General features: G+C 63.5%; 19 protein-coding genes and 1 tRNA gene. 11 read left to right on the top strand and 9 right to left on the bottom strand.

The window, feature by feature from the left end:
• Window positions 1–78 precede the first annotated feature (78 nt).
• From H7J93_RS07780 to H7J93_RS07770, 3 genes are all read left to right on the top strand, one after another.
• On the top strand, window positions 79–2,181 hold the full coding sequence (locus tag H7J93_RS07780; RefSeq protein ID WP_267305693.1) for an ATP-dependent DNA helicase UvrD2: 2,103 nt from the start codon (window positions 79–81) through the stop codon (window positions 2,179–2,181).
• A gap of 128 nt (window positions 2,182–2,309) precedes the next feature.
• On the top strand, window positions 2,310–2,504 hold the full coding sequence (locus H7J93_RS07775; protein ID WP_264073137.1) for a hypothetical protein: 195 nt from the start codon (window positions 2,310–2,312) through the stop codon (window positions 2,502–2,504).
• Window positions 2,505–2,660: 156 nt separating this feature from the next.
• Window positions 2,661–2,975 (top strand): WhiB family transcriptional regulator, encoded by a 315-nt coding sequence (locus tag H7J93_RS07770; protein WP_267305692.1) that lies wholly within the window; start codon window positions 2,661–2,663, stop codon window positions 2,973–2,975.
• Between the two features lie 95 nt (window positions 2,976–3,070).
• Here H7J93_RS07770 and H7J93_RS07765 read toward each other — a convergent pair whose 3' ends face one another.
• The 3 genes from H7J93_RS07765 to H7J93_RS07755 are packed head-to-tail and all read right to left on the bottom strand — an operon-like array spanning window position 3,071 to window position 6,716.
• Entirely contained in the window at window positions 3,071–4,411 is a 1,341-nt protein-coding gene (locus H7J93_RS07765) for a macrolide-binding ATPase MABP-1 (RefSeq protein WP_267305691.1), read from the bottom strand.
• Between the two features lie 43 nt (window positions 4,412–4,454).
• The gene (locus H7J93_RS07760; RefSeq protein WP_267305690.1) at window positions 4,455–5,291 is read right to left on the bottom strand and encodes a cyclodehydratase; all 837 of its coding nucleotides are present in this window, start codon (window positions 5,289–5,291) and stop codon (window positions 4,455–4,457) included.
• A 57-nt stretch (window positions 5,292–5,348) separates the two neighbouring features.
• A complete protein-coding gene (locus tag H7J93_RS07755) occupies window positions 5,349–6,716 on the bottom strand; it encodes a zinc-dependent metalloprotease (RefSeq protein ID WP_276021455.1) in 1,368 nt (455 codons plus the stop codon).
• Window positions 6,717–6,903: 187 nt separating this feature from the next.
• On the opposite strand from H7J93_RS07755, the gene H7J93_RS07750 reads away from it, so the two are divergent.
• The 3 genes from H7J93_RS07750 (at window position 6,904) to H7J93_RS07740 (ending at window position 11,250) form a co-directional block, all read left to right on the top strand.
• On the top strand, window positions 6,904–7,926 hold the full coding sequence (locus H7J93_RS07750) for a YlbL family protein (protein ID WP_267305688.1): 1,023 nt from the start codon (window positions 6,904–6,906) through the stop codon (window positions 7,924–7,926).
• Between the two features lie 80 nt (window positions 7,927–8,006).
• Complete coding sequence (locus H7J93_RS07745) at window positions 8,007–11,015, top strand: UPF0182 family protein (RefSeq protein WP_267305687.1); 3,009 nt, start codon at window positions 8,007–8,009, stop codon at window positions 11,013–11,015.
• A gap of 161 nt (window positions 11,016–11,176) precedes the next feature.
• Window positions 11,177–11,250 (top strand) — tRNA-Met (locus H7J93_RS07740).
• Between the two features lie 399 nt (window positions 11,251–11,649).
• Here H7J93_RS07740 and H7J93_RS07735 read toward each other — a convergent pair.
• The 5 genes from H7J93_RS07735 to H7J93_RS07715 all read right to left on the bottom strand — a co-directional run bounded on the left by H7J93_RS07735 (window position 11,650) and on the right by H7J93_RS07715 (window position 15,633).
• Entirely contained in the window at window positions 11,650–12,120 is a 471-nt protein-coding gene (locus H7J93_RS07735) for a hypothetical protein (RefSeq protein WP_267305686.1), read from the bottom strand.
• Entirely contained in the window at window positions 12,117–12,575 is a 459-nt protein-coding gene (locus H7J93_RS07730) for a DUF6197 family protein (RefSeq protein ID WP_267305685.1), read from the bottom strand. Before H7J93_RS07730 ends, H7J93_RS07735 begins: the two co-directional genes overlap by 4 nt.
• A 17-nt stretch (window positions 12,576–12,592) precedes the next feature.
• Window positions 12,593–13,237: a response regulator transcription factor gene (locus H7J93_RS07725; RefSeq protein WP_267305684.1), complete on the bottom strand. Its 645-nt coding sequence runs from the start codon at window positions 13,235–13,237 to the stop codon at window positions 12,593–12,595.
• The gene (locus tag H7J93_RS07720; RefSeq protein ID WP_267305683.1) at window positions 13,228–14,523 is read right to left on the bottom strand and encodes a sensor histidine kinase; all 1,296 of its coding nucleotides are present in this window, start codon (window positions 14,521–14,523) and stop codon (window positions 13,228–13,230) included. The genes H7J93_RS07725 and H7J93_RS07720 overlap by 10 nt, the downstream gene beginning before the upstream one ends.
• Before the next feature lie 63 nt (window positions 14,524–14,586).
• Window positions 14,587–15,633: an acyltransferase family protein gene (locus tag H7J93_RS07715; protein ID WP_267305682.1), complete on the bottom strand. Its 1,047-nt coding sequence runs from the start codon at window positions 15,631–15,633 to the stop codon at window positions 14,587–14,589.
• Between the two features lie 164 nt (window positions 15,634–15,797).
• On the opposite strand from H7J93_RS07715, the gene H7J93_RS07710 reads away from it, so the two are divergent.
• A complete protein-coding gene (locus H7J93_RS07710; protein WP_267305957.1) occupies window positions 15,798–16,577 on the top strand; it encodes an alpha/beta fold hydrolase in 780 nt (259 codons plus the stop codon).
• A 147-nt stretch (window positions 16,578–16,724) separates the two neighbouring features.
• Here the strand turns inward: H7J93_RS07710 and H7J93_RS07705 are convergent, their stop codons facing one another.
• Complete coding sequence (locus H7J93_RS07705) at window positions 16,725–17,063, bottom strand: hemophore-related protein (protein WP_267305681.1); 339 nt, start codon at window positions 17,061–17,063, stop codon at window positions 16,725–16,727.
• Window positions 17,064–17,688: 625 nt separating this feature from the next.
• Here H7J93_RS07705 and H7J93_RS07700 point away from each other — a divergent pair.
• The 4 genes from H7J93_RS07700 (at window position 17,689) to H7J93_RS07685 (ending at window position 25,139) form a co-directional block, all read left to right on the top strand.
• Window positions 17,689–18,120, top strand: coding sequence for an MmpS family transport accessory protein (locus H7J93_RS07700; RefSeq protein WP_267305680.1), 432 nt, complete (start codon window positions 17,689–17,691; stop codon window positions 18,118–18,120).
• Window positions 18,117–20,999: an MMPL/RND family transporter gene (locus H7J93_RS07695; protein WP_267305679.1), complete on the top strand. Its 2,883-nt coding sequence runs from the start codon at window positions 18,117–18,119 to the stop codon at window positions 20,997–20,999. Before H7J93_RS07700 ends, H7J93_RS07695 begins: the two co-directional genes overlap by 4 nt.
• Before the next feature lie 9 nt (window positions 21,000–21,008).
• On the top strand, window positions 21,009–23,963 hold the full coding sequence (locus H7J93_RS07690) for an MMPL/RND family transporter (RefSeq protein ID WP_267305678.1): 2,955 nt from the start codon (window positions 21,009–21,011) through the stop codon (window positions 23,961–23,963).
• A 105-nt stretch (window positions 23,964–24,068) separates the two neighbouring features.
• Window positions 24,069–25,139, top strand: coding sequence for an NAD-dependent epimerase/dehydratase family protein (locus H7J93_RS07685; RefSeq protein WP_267305956.1), 1,071 nt, complete (start codon window positions 24,069–24,071; stop codon window positions 25,137–25,139).
• The last annotated feature ends 72 nt before the right edge of the window (window positions 25,140–25,211 follow it).

Below are 25,211 nucleotides of genomic sequence, written 5' to 3'. Positions count from 1 at the left end.
CAGTCAACGTAGCCGATGCGCCGAACATGCCCGCGACATGCCCCGGTTTTGTCGGTCCGTCCTGACAAGATGGTCGGCATGTCGTTGGAGGTCGCATGCTCGCGCATCATCGAAGACCTCGACGACGAGCAGCGTGAGGCCGTGCTCGCCCCCCGCGGTCCGGTTTGCGTGCTGGCCGGCGCGGGCACCGGTAAAACCCGCACCATCACCCGCCGCATCGCCCACCTCGTATCGTCCGGGCACGTCGCGCCGGGCCAGGTGCTCGCGGTGACGTTCACCCAGCGGGCCGCCGGTGAGATGCGCGCCCGGTTGCGCACCCTCGACGACGGTGTGGGCACCGCGTCGGTTCAGGCGATGACGTTTCACGCCGCCGCTCGACGCCAGTTGGCGTACTTCTGGCCGCGCGTCGTCGGCAACACCGGATGGGAGCTGCTCGACACCAAGTTCGCGGTCGTCGCCCAGGCCGCCAACCGGAGCGGGCTTCAAGTCAGCACCGACGACGTTCGCGACCTCGCGAGCGAAATCGAATGGGCCAAGGGATCTTTGATCAGCCCGGAGGCGTACCCCGCCGCGGTCGCCGCCGCCGGTCGCGACATCCCGTTCGACGCGCAGAAGGTCGCGACGGTGTATGCGGGATACGAGACGCTCAAGGCCCGCCGTGACGGGACCACACTGCTCGACTTCGACGACCTGCTGTTGCACACCGCCGCCGCCATCGAGAACGACGCGGCCGTGGCCCAGGAGTTCCGCGACCGCTATCGGTGCTTCGTCGTCGACGAATACCAGGACGTGACGCCGTTGCAGCAGCGCGTGCTCGACGCGTGGCTGGGTGACCGCGACGACCTCACCGTCGTCGGCGACGCCAACCAGACCATCTACTCGTTCACCGGGGCCACGCCGCAGTATCTGCTGGACTTCTCGCGGCGCTTTCCCGACGCCGCGGTCGTCCGCCTCGAGCGCGACTACCGGTCCACCCCGCAGGTGGTCTCGCTGGCCAACCGCGTCATCGCCGCCGCCCGCGGCCGGATGGCGGGCAGCAAGCTGCATCTGGTCGGCCAGCGCGACCCCGGGCCGGTGCCCACGTTCGCCGAACACCCCGACGAGGTCGCCGAGGCCAACGCCGTCGCCAAGAACATCAAACGGCTGATCGAGGCAGGCACCGCAGCGTCGGAGATCGCCGTGCTGTACCGCATCAACGCGCAGTCGGAGGTCTACGAGGAGGCGCTCACCGAGGCGGGCATCCCCTTCCAGGTCCGCGGCGGCGAGGGGTTCTTCAGCCGCCAGGAGATTCGGCAGTCGTTGGTCGCGCTGCAGCGCGCCGCCGAGCGTGACGTCGAGGGCCCGCTTCCCGAACTCGTGCGCGCCGTGCTCGAACCCCTGGGGCTGACGGCTGAGCCGCCGGCAGGTACCCGGGCCCGCGAGCGGTGGGAGGCGCTGACTGCGCTCGCCGAACTGGTCGACGAGGAAGTCGCACAGCGCCCGTCGCTGGACCTACCCGCCCTGCTCGTCGAGCTTCGGCAGCGCGCCGACGCCCGACATCCACCCGTCGTCCAGGGCGTCACACTCGCCTCGTTGCACGCCGCCAAGGGTCTGGAATGGGATGCGGTGTTCCTGGTCGGTCTCGCCGACGGCACACTGCCCATCTCCCACGCTCTGGCGCACGGTCCGGACAGCGAACCGGTCGAAGAGGAACGGCGACTGCTCTACGTCGGAATCACCAGGGCGCGAATACATTTGGCGCTCAGCTGGGCGCTCGCCCGAGCGCCGGGCGGGCGGCAGAGCCGGAAGCCGTCGCGGTTCCTCAACGGTGTCGCACCGCAGGCGTCCGGCGACAACACCCCCAGTCGGCCCCGACGATCCAAGGGCGTCACGCCGCGGTGCCGAGTGTGCAACGCCACGCTGACCGCGCCCGCCGCGATCGTCTTGCGTCGCTGCGAAGGGTGCCCGTCCGACATCGACGAGACGCTGCTCGCCGAACTCAAGGACTGGCGGCTGCGCACCAGCAAGGAGATGAGCGTTCCCGCCTATGTGGTGTTCACCGACAACACCCTGATCGCCATCGCGGAGACGCTGCCCAGCGACGACGCCGCACTCGTCGCGATCCCCGGCATAGGTGCGCGCAAGCTCGAGCAGTACGGCGCCGACGTCCTCGCACTGGTCAAAGGCCGCCAATCCTCGTAAAGATCGTGCCAAAACCGCAGGTCAGAAAATCGGTTGTCAGTTTCACCTGTTACCCTTAGCCTCAAGTTCGCACCTAACCAGCCGTGTGATTTGTCGTGTGAAAGGAGGGTTCCGAGATCATGTTGAGCATGAATGCGTTTAACGGCGTACGCATTGCCGGCGGTTCCTGGACCCTCCATGTCCCGGCTGCCGCCGCCGCGTGGGCGCATCCCGCCTATATGGCGCATGCCGCCGCGGGAGCCGCAGCTGCCATTACGCCGCAGCCCAAGCGCCGCCGCACCGCCGCCGCGACTGGAACGTCCGTGGATCGGGGCCACATCTAGACAGCCCTACGATTCGCCCCAAGAGGCCACGGACCCGCAGTCACCGGATCCGTGGCCAATTTTTTTGGGAACCATTCGGACCTCCGAATCCCAGGTCACAGATCCATCAGAAGACAGATGCGACAACCTACGACCCAGGAAGCAGAGGTACGAGCCATGTCATCTGCGATGAGCGCTCACGCGACGAGCATCGCATCAGAGACAGGCCCAGAGACGACGACGCTTGCGGTGCCGTGTCATATCGGTGATCCCGACTTGTGGTTCGCCGAGAATCCCGTCGAACTCGAACGCGCCAAGGCGCTGTGCGCGGATTGCCCGATCCGGCGCCAGTGTCTGGCCGCCGCGCTCGAGCGCGGTGAGCCGTGGGGAGTTTGGGGCGGTGAGATTCTCGACCGTGGCATGGTCATCGCGCGTAAACGTCCGCGCGGGCGACCGCGCAAGAACACTGTGGACAACCCGGCAGCGGCGTAACGCTGTCGGGTTGCCCCGTGCTACTTCGCCGAGACTGCGGACAGATCGCGAAATCACCGAAAATCGCGATCTGGCAACAGTTTCGGCGATCGGCGCTAGGCCGCTTCCTCTGCGAATCCCGGAATCAGCTCGGCGGCAAGGCGTCTGGCGGGGATGTGCGCATCGAGCTGGCAGGAGATCGCGACGTTGGACGCGATCACGCGCATCGGAATCGCCAACTTGGCAGGAATGTCCATCTGTCGGGCCGCCTTGATCTGGCCCGCCGCACGGTCGGGTTTCATGTTTACCGCGGTGAGGCGCTGCAGCCATTTACGGTTGTAGTGGAACACCTCCACCTCGAGGGGCTCGACGTACTGCCGCATCATCTCGTCCATCTCGCGCTTGGACACCTGCTCGCCCTTCTGGACGAACCCGATCGCCTGCATTTCCTTCAGCAGATTCTCGTAGTCATCGTTGAGCGCGTAGCGCGTCGCTCTGCCGATCTCAGCGGGGATGCCGCCGGGCATCGGTGCGACCGCACCGAAGTCGATGACCCCCATCTTGTTGTCCGGCAACAGCATGAAGTTCCCCGGATGCGCGTCGCCGTGCATCATCTCCAGGCGCCTGGGCGCGTCGTAGGTCAACTCGAACAGCCGCGTGCCCATCAGATCGCGCTGCTCCTGGGTGCCCTCGCGGATGATCACCGACATCGGGACACCTTCGATCCATTCCTGGATCACGACCTTGGGCGCACTGGCCACGATGCGGGGTACGACGAAACGCGGATGTCCCTCATACGCTTTGGCGAACGCGCGCTGGTTGTCCGCCTCGAGTCGATAGTCGAGTTCCATCTCGGTGCGTTCGATCAGCTCGTCGACCACACCCTGAACGTCGGCGCCGGGGGACAGCTGACGCAGCACACCGACCATCCGCTGCATGGTCTTGAGGTCGGCGCGCAGGGCCTCGTCGGCGCCGGGGTACTGGATCTTGACGGCGACCTCACGGCCGTCGGCCCACACCGCCTTGTGCACCTGGCCGATGCTCGCCGACGCCACCGCGGTGTCGTCGAAGGACTTGAACCGCTCGCGCCACTTGGTGCCCAGCTGCTGATCGAGCACCCGGTGCACCTTGGCCGCTGGCAGCGGCGGGGCCTCGCGCTGCAATTTGGTCAGTGCTTCGCGGTACGGCTTGCCGTACTGCTCGGGAATCGCGGCCTCCATGACCGACAGCGCCTGACCGACCTTCATCGCGCCGCCCTTGAGCTCACCCAGGACGGTGAACAGCTGCTGGGCCGCCTTGTCCATCAACTCGGCGTTGACCTCGTCCTTGGACTTGCCGGTCAAGCGTTTGCCGAAGCCCAGCGCTGCCCGCCCGGCCATGCCTGCCCCAAGGCCCGCGAGCTTGGCATTACGCGCGGCCCCACCCCGTTTGATCTCGCTCACCAGTCCATCATCCACGACGCCGCTGAACCCCACCGCAACGACTTGCCTACAGACGCTGTCAGCAGGTGCAACGCGGGTGCCGGGACCAGCGGCGGGCCACCACCGATCCCACGTTGACGTCGAACTCCAGCGTCGCGTCCAGCGTGGGTGGCGGCTCTGCATCCGGGGTGAGCTGGTCGCCGCGGGACACCGCTCGTACGACGCGGTCGACCTGGTTGAGCGCCAGCGCCGCCGTTGCCAGCACCGTGGCGCGATCAGCGCTGCCGACGGTGTCGCGCAGCTGCGCGGCGATCGCCGGCCAGGCGGCGTCCCGGTCGCTGCGGTGGAGATCGCCGCACGTCAGGCAGCTGGTGACACCCGGGATGACCAGGGGTCCGACCAGGCCTGCGCCGTCGCGCACCCGCACCGGGAGGTGTGGCACGCCGGCGCCGTGCAGCTCACGCACCACCCGCGGGTCGCACACCAGGAAGTCGGTCAACACCGCGAGATCGGCCGGCTCGGCCGCTGCGCCCGCATGGGTCCGACTGCTCTGCGTGACGCGGGCACCCGAACAGCGCAGCGCCGCGACGAGCAGATCCGACAGTGGACCATGCCCATGAATCCGGATGGATGCCGCGCGGGCCCGTCGTCGCGTCGTGGTGGTCACCAGACCGGCGTCGACCAGTGAGGAGACCAAATCGGCGACGTTAGTGCCAGCCGCCTCGTCGACGTGATCCTGCAGCTCCGCCAGCGTGGCACCCGACTGGAGACGACGCAGCAGGTCAGCGAGCGTCCGCGTGGTCAGTCCCGACGGCGGACGGACCAGCACCGCGCGCCGCGGATCCCAGCCCACCTGCACGACCCCATCGGGTCGCGATAACACCGGCCGAGCCGGGTCGAGGACATAGCGTCCCATGCGTGGAGTCTGGCACGGAATCCACCCGACACCGTCGATCTATCCACAGGCACCGGGTCAGTGGTCGGAATCGCCTGTGTCAGTGTCGTTTTCGGCGGACTTCTCGAGATCGGCGAGCGCCTGGTCGATGCCGCTGGTGTCGCCGCCGATCATGCGGTCGATGAAACCGGCCGGCTCGTCGAGGTCCTCGGCGCTGGGCAACAGGTCGGGGTGCTGCCACACGCCGTCGCGGGCGTCGGCACCCACCGCCTCGGTCAGCCGCTCCCACAGCGCCGCGGCCTCGCGCATCTTGCGTGGCCGCAGTTCCAGCCCCACCAGGGTGGCGAAGGTCTGCTCGGCGGGACCGCCGGTGGCGCGCCGCCTGCGCAGCGTCTCCGACAGCGCCGACGTGCCGGGGATGCGGTCGCCCAGCGCGGCGGTGACGACGGTCTGGACCCAGCCCTCGATCAGCGCCAGCAGCGTTTCGAGCCGCTCGAGTGCCGCGGTCTGCTCCGGCGTCGCCTTCGGTTCGAAGATGCCCTGGTTCAGCAGCTGTTCCATCTGCGACGGATCGGTCAGGGCGGCCGGGTTGAAGCCCTGCGCGAGTTCCTCGAGCCCGCTCATATCGATCTTCATGCCCCTGGCGAAAGCCTCGACCGCGTTGAGCAGCTGGCTGGCCAGCCACGGCACGTGACTGAACAGGCGGTGATGTGCGGCCTCGCGCGCCGCCAGGAAGGTGAGGATCTCGCTGCGCGGTTGTTCGAGCCCCTCGGAGAGCGACTCGATGGCGTCGGGCATCAGCGCTGCAACGCCCTTGGGCCCCAACGGGAGTCCGATGTCGGTGGAGGTCAGCACCTCTCGTGACAGCGTGCCCAGCGCCTGGCCCAACTGCGAGCCGAAGGCCATGCCGCCCATCTGCGTCATCATCGACAGCAATGGTCCGGCCATCGACTTCGCCTCTTCGGGCAGCGACGAGGCCCACACGGTCGAGATCTGTTCGGCCACCGGGTCGCACAGCCGTTTCCACGTCTCCAGCGTGTTCTCGACCCAGTCCTTGGGCGTCCACGCGACGGCCTTGGTGGTGCCTGCGGGCAGCGCCGTCACGCCGTCGAGCCACGTCTCAGCCAGATGCACGGCATCGGCGATCGCCGCGCTGGTCTTCTCCGGAACGGGCGCGACGAAACCGATCGAGCTCGACGCCAGTTGCCGGGCGAGGTCGTAGTTCACCGGGCCGGACCCGGTGCCGCCAGCCGCCACACTTCCCGCGCCGCTGAACATCTCCCCGAGTCGGGTGAAGATCTGCCCCAGCTGGGACATGTCGAACTGGGACCCGCCCAGACCGAAGGGATCCCCAGAGCTCGCGCCGGAGCCCGAATCCGGGTCCTTCTTGCGTTTGTCTCGCTCGGGGTCATCCCCGGCGGAGAAGCCGAAAGGCAGGTCAGCCATACCCTCAACGGTACTCACAGGTGCGTGGCCGCGTGAGCGGGCACGTCACACCGTCAGCGAAGCCCGGCCGAACGGCCCGGATTCGGTGTCACCAGCTTCCATCGAGCCACCTCACAGACCTGTCCGGATTTCGCCGAGAGAGATCGTGATCGTGGCCACTCGAGCGCCAACCTCTACATTGGGCGGCGTGAACAGGCGCATTTTGACGTTGCTCGTCGCGCTCATCCCGATCGTCGCGTTCGGAGTCGTGCTGTCCGTGGTGACGGTGCCGTTCGTCGCGCTGGGGCCCGGGCCGACGTTCGACACCCTCGGTGAGGTCGATGGCAAGCCGGTCGTCCACATCGAAGGTACCGAGGTGCACCCCACGTCTGGCCATCTGAACATGACGACGGTGTCGCAGCGGGACGGGCTGACGCTCGGGCAGGCGCTGGTGCTGTGGATGTCGGGCCGCGAACAACTGGTGCCGCGCGACCTGGTCTACCCGCCCGACAAGACGAAGGACGAGGTCGACGAGGCCAACAACACCGACTTCCGCCAATCTGAGGACAGCGCCGAATACGCCGCACTGCTCTACCTCAAATACCCGCTCACGGTCACCGTCGAGTCGGTCAACGACGACGGCCCATCGGCGGGCAAGCTCGAGGACGGCGACGCGATCGAATACGTCAATGGCAAGCCGGTGACCAACCTCGATGACTTCCAGGCGCTGATCAAGGAGACCAGGCCGGGTGACACGGTGGTGCTGGACTACCGCCGCAAGAACGGCGACTTGGGCGCCGCCACCATCACGCTGGGCAAGCATCCCGACCGTGAGCAGGGTTTCCTCGGCATCGGGGTGCTCGACGCGCCGTGGGCGCCGTTCACCGTCGACTTCAACCTGGCCAACGTGGGCGGGCCGTCCGCAGGGTTGATGTTCAGCCTCGCGCTCGTCGACAAACTCACGACAGGCGACCTCAACGACGGCAAGTTCGTCGCGGGCACCGGCACCATCACCGGAGACGGCGAGGTCGGCCCGATCGGCGGCATCACGCACAAGATGCTGGCGGCCAAGGAGGCAGGCGCGACGATCTTCCTGGTCCCTGCCGATAACTGCGAGGAAGCCAAGTCGGCCAACGAGGACGGGCTGGAGCTGATCCGCGTCGAGACCCTCAACCAGGCAGTCGACGCGCTCAAGACTTTGTCCGCCGGTGGCGAACGGCCCCATTGCTAGGTCGACGTCCCTTTTCGCATGCGTAGAGTTATGGCACGTCGGTGATGACGTTGCCAACGGTTAGAAACTGGAGTTGACGAGTGGGTATGCGGCCCGCGGCAAGAATGCCGAAGCTGACCAGACGAAGCCGAGTACTCATCGTGGTCGCCGCGGTATTCGTCTTGCTCCTACTGATAGGGCCGCGGCTGATCGACACCTACGTCGACTGGCTGTGGTACGGCGAGCTCGGATACCGCTCGGTGTTCACCACCCAGCTGGTCACCCGTCTCGTGGTCTTCGTGATCGCCGCGGTGGTGATCGGCGCCATCGTCTTCGCCGGCCTCGCGCTGGCCTACCGCACCCGCCCCGTCTTCGTCCCGACCAACGGCCCGAACGACCCGGTCGCGCGTTACCGCACCGCAGTGATGACCCGGCTGCGGCTCGTCGGCATCGGCGTTCCGGCGTTCATCGGGTTCCTGGCCGGCATTGTGGCGCAGAGCTACTGGGCCCGCATCCAGCTGTTCCTGCATGGCGGCAGCTTCGGCATCAACGATCCGCAGTTCGGCATGGACCTCGGCTTCTATGCGTTCGATCTGCCGTTCTACCGGTTGGTGCTGAGCTTCCTGTTCGTCGCCACGTTCCTGGCGTTCATCGCGAATCTATTGGGCCACTATCTGTTCGGTGGCATTCGGTTGTCGGGTCGCACCGGGGCACTGAGCCGTGCGGCACGCATTCAACTGATCACGTTGGTCGGCATCCTGATGCTGCTCAAGGCCGTTGCGTACTGGTTCGACCGCTACGAGCTGTTGAGTCACACCCGCGGCGGCAAGCCGTTCACGGGTGCCGGTTACACGGACATCAACGCGGTGCTGCCCGCGAAGCTGATCCTGATGGCCATCGCAGTCATCTGCGCGGCGGCGGTGTTCTCCGCGATCGTGTTGCGCGACTTGCGGATCCCCGCAATCGGTGTCGTGCTCCTGCTGTTGTCGTCGTTGGTGATCGGCGCCGGGTGGCCGCTGGTGGTCGAGCAGTTCAGCGTCAAACCCAACGCGGCGCAGAAGGAAAGCGAGTACATCAGCAGAAGCATCGCGGCCACCAGACAGGCCTACGGGTTGACCGATCAAACGGTCACCTACCGCGACTACAGCGGGGATGCGCAGACCACGGCCCAGCAGGTGGCCGACGATCGGGCGACGACGTCGAACATCCGACTGCTCGACCCGACGATCGTCAGCCCGGCGTTCACCCAGTTCCAGCAGGGTAAGAACTTTTACTACTTCCCGGACCAATTGGCGATGGACCGCTACACGGGACGCGACGGAAATCTGCGTGACTACGTCGTCGCCGCCCGCGAGCTGAACCCTGACCGGTTGATCGACAACCAGCGTGACTGGATCAACCGGCACACCGTGTACACGCACGGCAACGGCTTCATCGCCTCGCCGGCCAACACCGTTCGCGGGGTCGCCAACGATCCGAACCAGAACGGTGGCTACCCCGAGTTCCTGGCCAGCGTCGTCGGCGCGAACGGCAGTGTCGTCTCGCCGGGGCCGGCTCCGCTGGACCAACCGCGGATCTACTTCGGTCCGGTGATCGCTGACACCGCAGCCGATTACGCGATCGTGGGTAAGAACGGCGACGTCGACCGCGAGTACGACTACGAAACCAACACCGAGACCAAGAACTACACCTACGGCGGGCGTGGCGGCGTGCCGGTCGGCAGCTGGCTGGCACGCTCGGTGTTCGCCGCCAAGTTCGCCGAGCGAAACTTCTTGTTCTCCAACGTGATCGGCCCGAACAGCAAAATCCTGTTCAATCGTGACCCGGCTGAGCGCGTCGAGGCCGCTGCGCCGTGGCTGACCACCGACACCACCGTTTACCCGGCCATCGTGAACAAGCGGCTGGTGTGGATCGTGGACGGCTACACCACGCTGGACAACTACCCGTACTCGCAGTTGACGACATTGTCCAGTGCCACAGCGGATTCCAACGAGGTGGCCGCGAACCGCCTGCAGATCGACAAGCAGGTGTCCTACATCCGAAACTCGGTCAAGGCGACCGTCGACGCCTACGACGGCACGGTCACGCTGTATGCCCAGGATGAGCAGGATCCGGTGCTGCGGGCCTGGATGGACGTGTTCCCAGGCACGGTGAAGCCGAAGAGCGAGATCACCCCCGAACTGCAACAGCATCTGCGGTATCCCGAGGATCTGTTCAAGGTTCAGCGTGCGCTGCTGGCCAAGTACCACGTGGACGATCCCGTGACGTTCTTCTCCACGTCTGACTTCTGGGACGTGCCGCTCGATCCCAACCCCACCGCGAGCAGCTATCAGCCGCCGTACTACATCGTGGCCAAAGACCTAGCAGCCAACGATAGTTCGGCGTCATTCCAGCTCACCAGTGCGATGAACCGGTTCCGTCGCGACTTCCTCGCCGCCTACATCAGCGCGAGTTCCGACCCAGCGACCTACGGCAAGATCACGGTGCTGACCATTCCCGGCCAGGTCAACGGTCCGAAGTTGGCGTTCAACGCGATCAGTACCGATACCGCGGTGAGCCAGGACCTCGGTGTGATCGGCCGTGACAACCAGAACCGCATCAGGTGGGGCAACCTGCTCACGCTGCCGGTCGCTCAGGGTGGCCTGCTGTACGTGGCGCCCGTATACGCGTCGCCGGGTGCCAGCGACGCGGCGTCGTCGTACCCCCGACTGATTCGCGTGGCGATGATGTACAACGACAAGGTCGGCTACGGACCGACGGTGCGCGACGCGCTCACCGAGCTGTTCGGGCCGGGTGCGGACGCCACCGCCACCGGTCCGGCGCCGACGGGTCCGGTGACCAACGGGCAGCCGCAGGCCACGCCGCCCGACGGCCAGCCATCGGCTACGCCGCCCCCTGGCAATCAGCGGACACCGGATGCGCAAGTGCCCGCGGCCGTACCGCCGGGTGGGCCGGTGCAGTTGTCGGCGGCCAAAGCCGCAGCGCTGCAAGACGTCAACACGGCTCTCGACGCGCTGCAGGAGGCGCAGACGAGTGGCAATTTCGCCGAGTTCGGTGAGGCCCTGCAACGGCTCGACGATGCGGTGAAGAAGTACCAGTCGACCCGTTAGCGGGTTTCCCCAGAATCGCGAGCGTGCGTGTCTGGGGTGGACACGCCGCAGAAATGTCCGAGTTTGCGCACGCTCGCGGCAGCGCGGCATGGACCTACCGGGCGGCTGAGCACTCGATTTGGAGGTGCAGCTGCGCCTTCGGTAACCTTGCGGTTACCCGACGCGGGGTGGAGCAGCTCGGTAGCTCGCTGGGCTCATAACCCAGAGGTCGCAGGTTCGAATCCTGTCCCCGCTACTAGGTGGAACGGCCCTCGGAGATTACTCCGAGGGCCGTTCCTCATGCGCGTCCGCCCGTAGGGTGCCAGGCGTAACACGCTCAGCCGGCGCCGGGTAGCTCGCGCACGTAGAAGCCATCCGTCCGAGCGATCAAATCGATGGCCTCAAGCGCCACGTCATTGTCGGAGAGCACGATTCCTTCGGAGTCGTCCAGTGCACCGAGCCGATGTGTGGGCCGACGCGCGCTTAGTGGCTCGTGTTGTTATGCGAAATAGCATTCCGGGCGGCGATTTCGGCGAATCTACGACCCGGAATGCTATTTCGCGCGGCTGAGGCTGGTCGTCGCCATGGGTGCGTGCCTGTCTCTCTCGATGAGGGTCGGACGCGGATGAACGATACGACGCAACGATGCCCTCGATCAGGCTATCGAGCGGGCCTGATTGTTCACCTTCACGCTCATGCCCTGCGCAAGATCGGGCGGAAGAATCACCTTGATCTCACCGGTGCGGTTGAACCACAGGAACCCAGAGCCGCTGTCGCTCAGCGTGACTCGGCTGTCCGCGGCGTTTTCGGCGACAGCCAGATGCGTGTCGTCACCGCGCGTGACCATACGCAGGTCGACGCGGGGCTCCTTGGCAGTGGCGTCGGTGATGAAGCGGACATCTACCGGTACATCGCCGGTGTCGATATCCAACATCCGCGTCGTGGTCGGCAGCGCTTGTGTGTCGGTGACGACGCGAATGCTGCTCACCCCGAACGCAAGAACGCAGAGGCTGACCAAGCTGCCGATGGAGACCAACACCGCGATAACCACAAGCATGAACCGCATCATCGTGCGGTGACCACCCGACACTTCGGGCGGCTTCTCGGCGACGTCGACCGTGCTCACGGCTGCTCCTGCGCCTCGAGGTGCGCGGCGGCATGCTTGAGTACGAGTACCGCGTCGGCATGCGTCGTGCGCGCGTCGTCGTTGAAGGCGGGCAAGCTCATCCAGCCCGGCGTGGCGGCCGAATTGGCCATTTGCAGCAGCAGGGCCTCCAGCCGCTCGATCTGTTCGTGTGCGGCGTCGGGCTGTCCGAAGCCCCAGCATCCGCCGGCCATGCGCAGCGCCCCCTGGAGGCAGAAGCTGCATGGCGCTGTGCCGGCGTCGGTGTGCGCGCGGTAGCCACCCTCGCCGACATGTTCGGTGCGCAACCGCACCCATTCGCCCGGGGTCTCGATGGAGGGCAGCACCTCGTAACCGTCGGCGTCACGCCAGTAAGTGCCCTGGGTCCAGCCGTTGTCGACCTCAATCAGCGCGAGGGCGGCCTCGATCACCTCGCGGTCGGACTTCATGTTCGTCATGACTTCATTCCTTTCGATCACGACTCGAGGTAGCGCAGGACGGCGAGGACTCGGCGGTTTTCGGTGTCGTCTTGCACCAGGCCGAGTTTCGCGAAAATGGAGGCGATGTGTTTCTCCGCGGATCCTGTCGACATGTGTAGCGTCGCGGCGATCGCCGAGTTGGTTCTGCCCTCCGCCATCAGTTGAAGAACTTCGCTCTCGCGAGTGGTGAGCTGATCGAGCGCGCTGCGGCGATGCGACCGCGCGAGGATCTGCGACACGACCTCAGGGTCGAGTAGCGTCCCGCCGCTGCCGACGACATTGACCGCGTCCAGAAACGCCGGTACGTCGGCGACGCGGTCCTTGAGCAGGTACCCGAAACCGCGGGTGTCCGAGGTGATCAGGTCCGACGCGTAGCGCTCCTCGACGTAGTGCGACAACACGAGTACGGGCGACTCGGGGTTCTGACTGCGCAGCACGGCTGCACAGCGGATTCCTTCATCGGTGAATGTCGGCGGCATCCGAACATCGACGATCACCAGATCCGGGCGGGTCTCGTTGACCAGGCGCAGCAGGTTCGTCGCATCCGGCACGCTCCCGACCACCTCGTGGCCGGCGTCGGTCAGGAGGCGCTCGATACCTGCGCGCAGCAGCGCCGAATCTTCGGCGATCACTATGCGCATGGCAGCTCCGCTGTGACGGTCGTAGAGCCGGTGAAGGGGCTGGAAACCGTGAACTTGCCGCGGGCGGCGCGCACCCGTTCGGCCAGACCGCGTAATCCGGTGGCGGTTTCGCTGTCGGTGATCTCCGCGCCGCCGCGGCCGTCATCGAACACCGAGACGTGGAGCATGTTTTCGGTCTCGTCGAGCCGTACGGTGACGACGGCCCGCGACGCCTGTGCGTGCTTGGCGACGTTGGTCAGTGCCTCTGCGACGATGAAGTACGCGACCGATTCGGTATCTTCAGGGATTCGGCGGGGCAGATCGATGTTCAACAGTGTCGGGACGGCGGCGCGCTGCACCACCGCGGAGAGCGCGGCATCCAGGCCTCGGTCCGCGAGGATCGTCGGCGCGATACCGCGGACGACGTTACGCAGTTCGAGCAGAGCCGTTTTCGCGTCGTCGTGGGCCTCAGCGATCAGCTCCTTGGCGGCGGCGGGATCGGTGTCGAATTTGGTCTGCGCGAGGCCGATCGTCATCGCCAGCGACACGAGCCGCGGCTGCACGCTGTCGTGTAGATCGCGCTCGATGCGGTAGCGCTCGGTCTGTGCCGAGGTCAACGCGCCCAGCCTGGCGTCGTCGAGCGCGTTCATCTCATGCTTCAGGATTGCGGTCGGCGACGGCGCGAGTAACCAGTTGTCGATCTTCGCGTCGAGAGTGGGCGCGAACACGATAATCGCGACCGCGACGGCGAACGCGACGATGGCCAGCGGCCACGCCAGCATGGGCGGAAGGAATGTCACTCCGCTGTTGGGGCCGCTGCGACTGATGGCGAATGCGCCGGCCGGTGCGAAGAAGGAGAAGGCCAACAGAGCGAACGCAAGACCAACGGCCGCCATGTCGTAGGCCAGCCGAATGAAGTGGTGTGTGCAGCCCTTCCAGAACCGGGCACTGTTGAGGTCCAGCCACAATTGGTTTGCCCAACGCAAAAAGCCGGTTTGGGAAGACATTTTTCGGGGCGGCACGGCCAGACCCATGCCGAAGACGGCCTCGCTGCGGACCCGCTCGATCCACTCCACGCCGCGCATCAGGTACACGAACACGACGAGGGCGACCGCGAACCCGATCACGGTGGGGATCGCTGAGATTCCGAAAACGACGATCATGATCGGCACCCACACCCAGAGGACACCGATTGCCGCGCCGGCGATCATCGACGCGCTTGGCGCAAAACCGATGTGACGCCGCGTCGGCGGCGTGGGTGTCTCTGCCGTCTCCGGCTCAGCTTCTTGATCCGCGAGTGTGACCATACTCCGAACGTACGGATCGCTGTGGGACGGCAACACTGCGTTTACCAACCGAGTTGACGGGGGTTAACCCCCGGGCGCGGACTCCGCGAACTCCTTCCGGCGCACCCGTCGCTTCAATTTCATGGCCTGTCGCTCCACAACAAACCACGAGGCGGCCGCCAACGGCACCGTGCACAGCGTAGCCACCACGAAGAACAGCCGGGGGTCCAGCCAGACCAGCCCCGCCGCAGCCAGGAGCTGCTGCACCGGCCAGGCGTAGATGTACATGCCATACGACAGGTCGTTGCGCAGCCGGGGTCTCTTCAACAACGCGCCGGACACGATCACGGCGTAGGCCAGCGGCAGCGCGGCGTACACCCGATAGTTCGGCAGGAGACCGAGAACTACGACGAGGGCCGCGCACACTGCGACCAGCCACCAGCGAGCCGGAATCCGGTCACGGTACTGGTACACCAGCGCCCCGGCGGAGAACACGACGATGAAACGCAGCATCATCTGCGGAATCGTCTCCACCGACATCACCGGATAGCCCACGACTGCCGAGCCGGCGACCCCCAACACGAACACGACCGGAACCGTCCACCGCCGCCGCAGTAGACCCGCGACACCGAGGATTGCGACGCCGATGTAGCACATCACCTCGAAGATCAGGGTCCACAGCGGGCCGTCCCATACGCCGGGCCAGGGCACGTTCATGGGGGTCTCGTCGATACCCGTGTAATAGATATTGAGTACCGCGTTGTTCAGCACGTATGCGATCTGCGATGACAGTCGCAACGAGCCGCCGGATAGGGCGGCCCCGATGGGGGCCAGCACAAACGCGACGACGAGCAGGCAGACCCACAGGCCGGGAAAGATTCTCAGGGCGCGCGCCACCGCGTACTCCCGCAATCGGGGGTTGTTCAACCACGACCCCGTGATCAGGAACCCTGACACCACGAAGAACGCGTCTACCCACACCTGCGTGAGCAGCCCTGTGAAGGGTGTGGCGAGTTCTCGGCCGGTCAATGGCCACGAATGCTGCAGGATGACGCCGGCTGCCAGCACGAGTCGCCAGGCGTTCAGTGCGTTCTCGCGCGGATCGAACACTTGCCCGAGCGCACTTCGCATGGGCTGGGAGTGTAGCCGTGCTGGCGAGTGGACAGGAAACGGCTCGGCAAAAGGGCCGAATTTCCGCGGGGGTTAACCCCGGAGGTTTGCCAGAGACTTTTGGGGGGGTTAACCCCCAGGCGCACCCAGTGTGAGTTTGCTGACTGTAGTACTTTCTCTCCGTGGTGAACTTGGCCGTCGATGACCGCGGTGACGGGGAACCGGTGCTGTTCATTGCTGGCCAGGGTGGTGCTGGACGCACGTGGCAGATCCACCAGGTGCCCGCATTCCTTGCCGCCGGCTATCGCGTCGTCACGTTCGACAACAGGGGAGTGGGCGCGACGGCGGATGAGAGCGCTTTCACGACGGCAACGATGGTGGCCGATACCGCGGAGTTGATCGAGAGACTCGACCTCGCCCCTGTCCGGTTGGTGACGGTCTCGATGGGCTCGTTCATCGCGCAGGAGTTGATGCTGGCGCGGCCTGAGTTGGTGCGTCAGGCAGCGCTCATGGCAACTCGGGGGCGCCATGATCGTGCGCGCGAGTTCTTCCATACGGCCGAACGAGAGTTCGCCGATACCGGCATCCAGTTGCCGCCGAGCTACGCAGCCAAACTGCGTCTGCTAGAGGGGTTTTCGCCGAAAACGCTCAACGACGATGTTCTCGTAGAGGACTGGATCGACACATTCACGTTTTGGCCTAGTGAGTCGGCGCCCGGCGTCCGCGCGCAGCATGACGTCGCTCCGTTGAACGACAGGCTGCCGGCCTACCGGGCGATTACCACACCCGTACTGGTCATCGGATTCGCCGACGACCTGGTGATCCCCCCACACCTTGGCGCCGAGGTTGCGGCCGCTCTGCCCAATGGACGGTATCTGGAGATAACCGACGCCGGCCATCTGGGATTTCTCGAGCGGCCGGATGCGGTCAACTCGGCGATTCTCGACTTCTTTCAGACGGCCTAGGTTGCGGTGCAACAAGTTTCGCTGTCAAAGACAACGCGGACACCCTCATTAGCGAGGGTGCCCGCGTTGGAGCGTCTCAAGTCAGCCGCTATCGGCCTCAGAACCTAGGCCGCGGCGTTCAGGCCGAAACCCCAAACCGAGCGGTGCTCAGTAGTTGACGCAGCTGGTCATCATCTGGGTGAAGACCGGAATGGCCTGGTCGATACCCGGATTGTTCTTGATCTGGTTGAGCAGCGAGATGCGTTCGTCCTTCGAAGAGCTCAAGAACACGCGCACGAACTGCTGGTTCGGCGGCGACTGAGCCAGATACTGCGCAGCCATCGGATTCTCGGCGTTCACCGCACGGATCGCCTGATCGTAGGTGCACGGCGAATTGACCATCGCGTCGATATTCGGTTGCGCGGCAGCGATACCGGCGCCGGCGGTCACCGACAGGGCCAGACCGCTGGCAGCCACGGCCAACCGGGTGAATGTCGATCTCTTCATGTGTGAACTTCCTCCCTCACGACTATTACGAACTCTAGTTGCCCAGCACGTACCTGTGCCAAATGTTCACTACCGGCACGACTACCATCATCTCGGCGTTTTGAAACCTACGACGAGACGCACTGCGCATATCGGCCGCGGTTTCCGCGGTGTTACATCCGCTGCAGAAGAATGTCACGTTCTGGTTATTTCCTGGTGACCGAGCTCGGCGGTCCTGGACCCACGGCCGGGTTCGGCCGGGCGCGGCATCGATGTGTCGTGCTAACCCCAGGTCGGAGGATGGTTTACAGCGAGCGCACGTTGGAAAGTGCCTTTCACCGTGGCGGGTATACAGCTCACCTTCATGATTTGCGGGCGGGTGCGAAATGTCCGTACCGTACCGCTACGCTCGCGCTACGCATTGCGATCCCATTTTGCGTCGGGATCCACCCGATACGGAGGCCGCAGGCATGGTTTACTCGTCACGACCGGTTTGCGCTCGCCTAGGTCCTCGTGTTTGCGGTAACGTCGCCCACCCTGAAGGCGACACCGCATTCGAGGGGGTGCCGACTGGCGTGTCGCGGCTGATGTGTAGTTGCATGGTCGCCGACATGGTGCCGGGCGCGGAGCGAGCTGGAGGGGGTCTGTGATTTTCAGGGTTTTCAAGCGGATATGGATTCCGCTGGTGGTCCTGGTGGTCGCCGTAGCCGGAGGGTTCACCGTGTCGCGCCTGCACGGCATTTTCGGATCAGACGACCGTCCTGCCTACGCCGACACGCAAAAAGAAGAGGCGCCGTACAACCCTAAGCACGTGACGTATGAGGTCTTCGGGTCGCCTGGCAGCGTGGCCGATATCAGCTATTTCGACGTCAATTCCATCCCCACATTCGTCGAAAATGTGCCCCTGCCCTGGTCGTTGGAGTTCCCCCTCGGTAACACGACAGCGGTAGGAAGCGTGATGGCGCAAGGCACGGGCGACAGCATCGGTTGCCGCATCCTCGTAGACAACGCCGTCAGGGCCGAGAAGACCAAGGATGCGTTCAGGGCCTTCACTTCATGCAGCGTGACGGCACTATGAGCACCAGCCACGCGGTACAAGAACGTACCCACCGCCCGTTCGCAGCCCGTTGGATTCATCGACTTTCGATCCCGATCATCTTGCTGTGGGTGGCGCTCACCGTAGTTTTGACGCTCTTCGTTCCCTCCTTGGAGCAGGTTGAGAGAGAGCATTCGGTACCGCTGATTGCCCAGGATGCGCCGTCGACCAAGGCCGCCGAGCGAATGGGCCAGGCATTCTCGGGGTCGAACGTCGGGACCCTGGCAGTGATCGTGCTCGAGGGGCAGGAACCCCTGGGCACCGATGCTCACGAGTACTACGACAATTTGGTTCGTCAGTTCGAAGCCGACACGGCGCACGTGCAGCACGTTGAGGATTTCTGGGGCGACCCGCTTACCGCGGGCGCCGCGCAAAGCACCGATGGAAAAGCTGTGTACGTCCAGGTTTCCCTCGTCGGGGCGACAGGATCGCCCCAAGGCAACAGGGCGGTGTTAGCTCTCCAGCAGATCGTCGAGCGAACCCCCGCTCCCCCCGGAGTCAAGGCGTACGTCACTGGTCCTGCGGCGATCGTCGCGGATATGGGCGAGAGCGGCAACAGGACCATCATCCTGATCACATTGGTCACGTTCGCGGTGATCTTCATAATGTTGGCGATTGTCTTCCGTTCGATCATCACCACAATCGTGATTTTGCTGACGGTGCTGATCGAATTACAGGTAGCGCGCGGAATAGTCGCATTCCTTGGCCTGCATGGGCTCGTTGGTCTCACTACCTTTGTGGTCAATCTCCTGGTTTCCGTCGGCATCGCAGCCGGCACGGACTACGGAATATTCTTCGTCGGGCGGTATCAGGAGGCTCGCCAAGCCGGCGAGGACAAGGAAACCGCCTACTACATCACCTATCGGAGCGTCGCCAAAGTTGTCCTGGCGTCGGGCGTCACAATCGCTGGCGCAATCGCGTGTCTGAGTTTCACTCGATTGCCATTCTTCCAGCCGTTGGGCATCCCAGGCGCAGTCGGCATATTAGTTGCTGTCGCGGTCGCGCTGACGCTGGTTCCCGCGATCATGGCAGCTGGCGGCCGTTTCGGTATGTTCGATCCGAAGCGCCGGATGAGGACTCACGCTTGGCAGCGCATCGGAACCGCGACAGTCCGGTGGCCCGCGCCAATTCTCGTCGCCACGCTGGCAGTTTCGCTTATCGGGCTATTGACGTTGCCGGGCTACCATCCGAGTTACAACGACCAAAAGTTCATTCCGCAAGATATCCCTGCGAATGAGGGCTATGCGGCCGCTGCGCGCCATTTCCCCGAATCAAAGTTGACGGTTCCGGATCTGCTTGTACTTCAAAGCGACCATGACATGCGCAATCCTGCGGATATGCTGATCTTGAATAAGCTGGCAAAGGCGGTCTTCGCCGTCCAGGGCGTTGCTACCGTTCAATCGGTAACGCGTCCTGAAGGCACGCAGATCGACAGGACGACCATTCCGTTCATGATCAGCGTCGGGAGCGCGAGCCAACTTCTGAACATGCCATTCCAGGAATTGCGTATGGATGACATGCTCGAGCAGGCGAATCAAATGTCCAAATCGATTGACATCATGAAGCGCATGTTGGCGTTGATGCGGCAGATGGTCACCGTTACTCACAACATGGTCGGAACGACGCACGAACTGCAGGATGTCACAGAAGACTTGAGGGATTCCCTCTCCGATTTCGATGATTTCTTCCGGCCGATTCGCAATTATTTTCACTGGGAACCACACTGCATCAACATCCCCATCTGCTGGTCGCTCCGTAGTCTGTTCGTGGCATTTGACGGCGTCGATGCGATCACTTTGAAAATGGAGGATCTGGTCCGGAACCTCGACCAATTGGACGTGCTCCTGCCACAGATGGTCGCCCAAATAGAACCCATGATTCCGATCATGGAAAGCATGCGAACCATGATGCTGACCATGCACGCCACTATGTCGGGCACGATCGGCGCGTTCCAGGACAACAGCGAGAACGCCACGGCGATGGCGAAGGCCTTCAATCAGGCAAAAAATGATGAATCCTTCTACCTGCCACCCGAAATTTTCGAAAACGCAGACTTCAAACGTGTCATGGACATTTTCATGTCACCGGATGGCAAGTCTGCGCGAATGCTGATATCGCAGAGTGGTGACCCTGCGACCCCCGAAGGCATGGCACGAGTTGAGCCCATAAGGACTGCAGCGGAAGAGGCGCTCAAAGGCACCCCCCTTGAGACCAGCAGTGTGTTCCTTGCGGGCACCGCGGCGACGGTCAAGGACCTTGTCGACGGATCCAGATACGACCTCCTGATTGCGGGTGTTGCCGCGCTGTGCCTCATTTTCATCATCATGCTGCTCATGACGCGAAGTTTTATCGCCGCGCTCGTGATTGTCGGTACCGTGGTGATTTCGATGGGCGCCTCCTTCGGGTTGTCCATCCTCGTCTGGCAACACCTTCTGGGCATCCAAATCCACTGGGTGGTGGTAGCGATGTCGGTGATTGTGCTCCTGGCAGTCGGATCCGACTACAACCTGATGCTGGTGTCGCGGATGAAAGAGGAGATCGGCGCGGGTCTGAACACGGGCATCATTCGAGCTATGGGCGGTACCGGTAGAGTCGTGACTGCAGCCGGCCTGGTATTTGCAGCAACCATGGCCTCGATGCTTGTCAGCGACCTGCTCACCATCGGCCAAGTCGGCACAACCATCGCGATGGGCCTTTTGTTCGACACCATGGTTGTTCGCGCATTCATGACACCTTCGGCCGCCGCGTTACTGGGGCGTTGGTTCTGGTGGCCCCAACGAGTGCGATCCCGCCCGGCCAGCCACATGCTTCGGTCCGTCGGCCCGCGCCCGTTGGTTCGTTCGTTGTTGCTGAGGGACTAGCGAAGGCCCATGAGCGACGAACGTTCTCGGCGGCCCGTATTCGCGCGTATCACACGCGCGCTGGCGCCGGTCATCCTCTTAGCGTGGGTGGCGCTGATTTTGATCTCCACCTTGATAGCCGTCGACGGAAGTTGGCGGTCGGTGATTCCGGCGCTGGAGAAGGTCGGTCGAGAGCATTCCGTTTCGGTGATGCCCAAGGATGCGCCATCGGTGCAGGCCATGACACGCATGGGCCACGTTTTCAAAGAGTCCGATTCGGACAGCTCGGCGATGATTGTGCTGGAAGGGCAGCAACCGCTCGATGATTCCGCTCACCAGTACTACGAAAAACTGGTTCAGGAGCTGCGAGACGATCCCGAACATGTCGAGCATGTACAGGATTTGTGGAGTGATCGACTCACATCTTCGAGTGTGGAGAGCCCCGATCACAAAGCCACATATGTCCAATTGAATTTGGTCGGCAACCAAGGCACAGCCTTGGGTGAAGAATCAGTGAACTCCGTCCGCGAAATCGTGAATCGGAACCCACCGCCGGCTGGACTCGACGTCTACGTGACAGGCGCCGCGCCGCTCGCATCAGACATGCAGCGCGCTGGCGACCAATCCATCTTGAAGATCACTGCGGTAACCGTCGTGATCATCTTCGCGGTGCTGCTCTTCGTCTACCGTTCGATCGTCACAGTGATTCTCCTATTGATCACGGTGTTCCTGGAACTGGCAGCAGCCCGTGGGGCCGTTGCGTTTCTCGGCCACAACGATGCGTTCGTCCTCTCGACGTTCGCCGTCAACATGCTGGTCTTCCTCGCCATCGCGGCGGGGACCGATTACGGAATCTTCTTTTTCGGTCGATATCAGGAAGCGCGTCAACTTGGTGAGGACCGGGAAACCGCGTACTACACCATGTACCGCAGCGTCACTCCCGTTGTCCTTGCATCCGGTTTGACTATCGCGGGAGCGATCTTCTGTCTGAGCTTTACCCGACTGCCGTACTTCCAGACGATGGGTATTCCGTGCGCGATTGGCATGGTCGTCGCCGTCGCCGTCGCCGTGACAGCCGGTCCTGCAGTCGTAACCCTGGCTAGCGGATTCGGGTTACTAGACCCCAGGCGCAAGCTGGCGGTTCATCGCTGGCGGGGGATTGGCACGGCGATCGTCCGCTGGCCCGCTCCCATCCTGGCAGCTTCTCTCGCGCTTGCGCTTCTCGGTCTATTGACCTTGCCGGGCTACGAGACGAGCTATAACGACCGCGAATACATACCGGGGGATATCCCGGCTAATGAGGGATTCAACGCCGCTGAACGCCATTTTTCCCAGGCGCGCTTGATGCCCGACATTCTGATGATCGAGTCGAATCGAGACATGCGGAACCCTGCGGATTTCTTGGTGTTGAATAGAATCGCTAAAGCAGTTTTCAGAGTGCCGGGTGTCTCTCGTGTGCAGGGCATCACCCGGCCCGAGGGAACACCGATCGGTAATACGTCAATACCGTTTATGCTCAGTTTGCAGAACGCCAATATGGCGACGGTGATGAAGTACCAAAACGATCGCATGGCAGACATGTTGGTACAGGCCGAAGATTTGGCGAAAATGATCAAACTCATGGAATCGCAGTACGCAATGATGCTGCGGATGAATGAGCTAACTCATGAAATGGTGTTAAAAACGCATGAGATGAGGGAGACGCTCGTCGACTTACGTGACAGCATGTCCGATTTCGACGATTTCTTCCGGCCCCTACGAAATTACCTATACTGGGAACCGCACTGTTTCAACATTCCGATCTGCTGGTCTATCAGAGCTTTTTTTGATTCATTGGACGGCATCGACCGGATCAGCACCATATTCGACCAGCTCATCACCCATCTAGATCAGATGGACGTACTGCTGCCGCAGCTGGCGGCGCTGATGCCGGAAAACATCGCAATCATGAAGTTCATGCGGACCATGATCCTCACCATGCATAGTACGACCACTGGCTTCTTCAACCAGATGGACTACTCGAATAAATACCTCTCCACAATGGGCATGGCGTACGACGCTGCCAATAATGACGACTCGTTCTTTATGCCACCGGAAGTCTTCGAGAACGAGGACTTCAAAAAGGCCATGAATTCGTTCATGTCGCCCGACGGGAGAGCAGCGCGATTCATCATCTCGCATCGCGGTCCCCCCGCCACTCCGGAAGGCATCGCCCGCGTTGACCAGATCAAGACGGCGGCTGAGGAGGCGCTGAAGGGGACACCACTCGCTGGCGCACAGGTTTATTTGGCCGGCGCCGCCTCGACCGCCAAGGACTGGAAGGACGGCTCGGTAAACGATCTATGGCTCGCCGGAGTCGCCGCCATCTGCCTCGTTTTCACCATCATGCTCATCATCACGCGCAGCTTCATTGCCGCTCTGGTGATCGTCGGGACAGTGGTGCTTTCGCTCGGGGCCTCGTTTGGGGTTTCCGTGCTGGTCTGGCAGTACATTCTGGGCATCCATCTGCATTGGATGGTCCTGGCGATGTCGGTGATCATCCTGTTGGCGGTGGGGTCTGACTACAACCTGCTGTTGGTGTCACGAATGAAAGAGGAGATCGCCGCTGGTCTGAACACCGGCATCATCCGCGCCATGGGCGGTACCGGCAAGGTAGTGACAACCGCCGGCCTGGTGTTCGCGGCCACCATGGCTTCAATGGTGGTCAGCGATCTGCGCATCATTGGCCAGATCGGCACCACCATCGCGCTCGGCTTGATGTTCGACACCCTGATTGTGCGTTCGTTTATGACGCCTTCGATTGCTGCACTGCTCGGCCGCTGGTTCTGGTGGCCGCAACGAGTGCGCCCCCGCCCCGCCAGCTTCCTGCTCGAGCCGTTGGGCACCCGGCCGACGGTGCGCGCTTTGCTGGGGGAGGGGCGCCGCGGCGAAGACACCTACGGCGATGATGCACCGACCACCGAATTCCCGAGGCCGACGGTCTAAGGTTCGCTGGGGGCGCCTTCGGGGCGTTCGCCTAGAGTACGGACGATGGCGGAGACGTCCGCCTGCCTAGTAGACGGATGAGAGGCTTCGTTCTTGTCAGCTTCCGTGCTCATCACCGGCGGTGCCGGATTCATCGGATCCGCGCTTTCGCGGCGCCTCGTCAAGGCCGGCCATGAAGTCGCGGTGATGGATGTCCTTCACCCCCAGGTGCATACCGGATATCAAGCGATCGATCTGCCGGCGGCAGTGCGGCTGTTCACCGGCGACGTTACTCACGCGCCTGATCTCGATGCCGTGCTTCGGCTGTTCCGTCCCACGCAGATCGTTCACCTGGCTGCCGAGACAGGAACGGGGCAGTCGCTCTCGGAAGCGACGCGTCACGCCTCGGTGAACGTCGTCGGCACCGCGCAGCTGCTTGATGCTCTGACCCGCTCGAAGCTTGTTCCCGACCAGCTAGTCCTTGCCTCGTCGAGGGCCGTCTACGGCGAGGGGGCATGGCAGTGCGGAACAGGCACCTTTTATCCGCCGCCCCGCAGCCACGCTCAGCTGGTCGCCGGCATCTGGGATCCACGAGGGCCCTTGGACGAACCTGCGGTGCCGGTACCGAGCTCAGCGGACCGAACAGAGCCTCGGCCCACCAACATCTACGCGGCCACAAAGCTGGCTCAGGAGCACATGCTGGCTGCGTGGGTGGCCGCACACGATACCAACCTCAGTGTGCTCCGTCTGCAGAATGTATTCGGGCCAGGCCAGTCGCTGACCAATTCCTACACCGGGATCGTCGCTCTGTTCGCACGCCTGGCGCGTGAGCAGCAGCAATTGGAGGTCTACGAAGACGGCAGGATCGTACGAGATTTCGTCTTCATCGATGACGTCGTCGACGCGTTGTTCGCTGCGCTGCAGAAGCCTGCATTGGGGTCGCGCTGTCTCGATATCGGGTCGGGAATCGGGACAACCATCCATGAGCTGGCAAACAAGGTTGCCGCGGTCTGTCAGGCCCCCGAACCGGTGGTCGTGCCAAAATTCCGCGACGGGGACGTACGCGCGGCCAGTTGCACCATCGAGTCGGCGAACACGGAACTGCACTGGCGTCCGAAAACTGCGCTGGATGACGGTCTGCAGTCGCTGCTCGATTGGATCGCCGAACAGCCGCACGTCGATCCCGGCCAGACCTAGGCCAGACAAGGCTGAGCCGCGCTGTCTATGGTTTGCGCCAACCACCTCAGCTATTCGTAAGCCGGGTGACGA

The organism is Mycobacterium barrassiae (assembly GCF_025822765.1).
In the GTDB taxonomy this organism is placed as follows: Bacteria; Actinomycetota; Actinomycetes; order Mycobacteriales; family Mycobacteriaceae; genus Mycobacterium; species Mycobacterium barrassiae.
The sequence above is the reverse complement of the archived record's forward strand: the minus strand, read 5'-3'. Positions and strand labels throughout refer to the sequence as shown.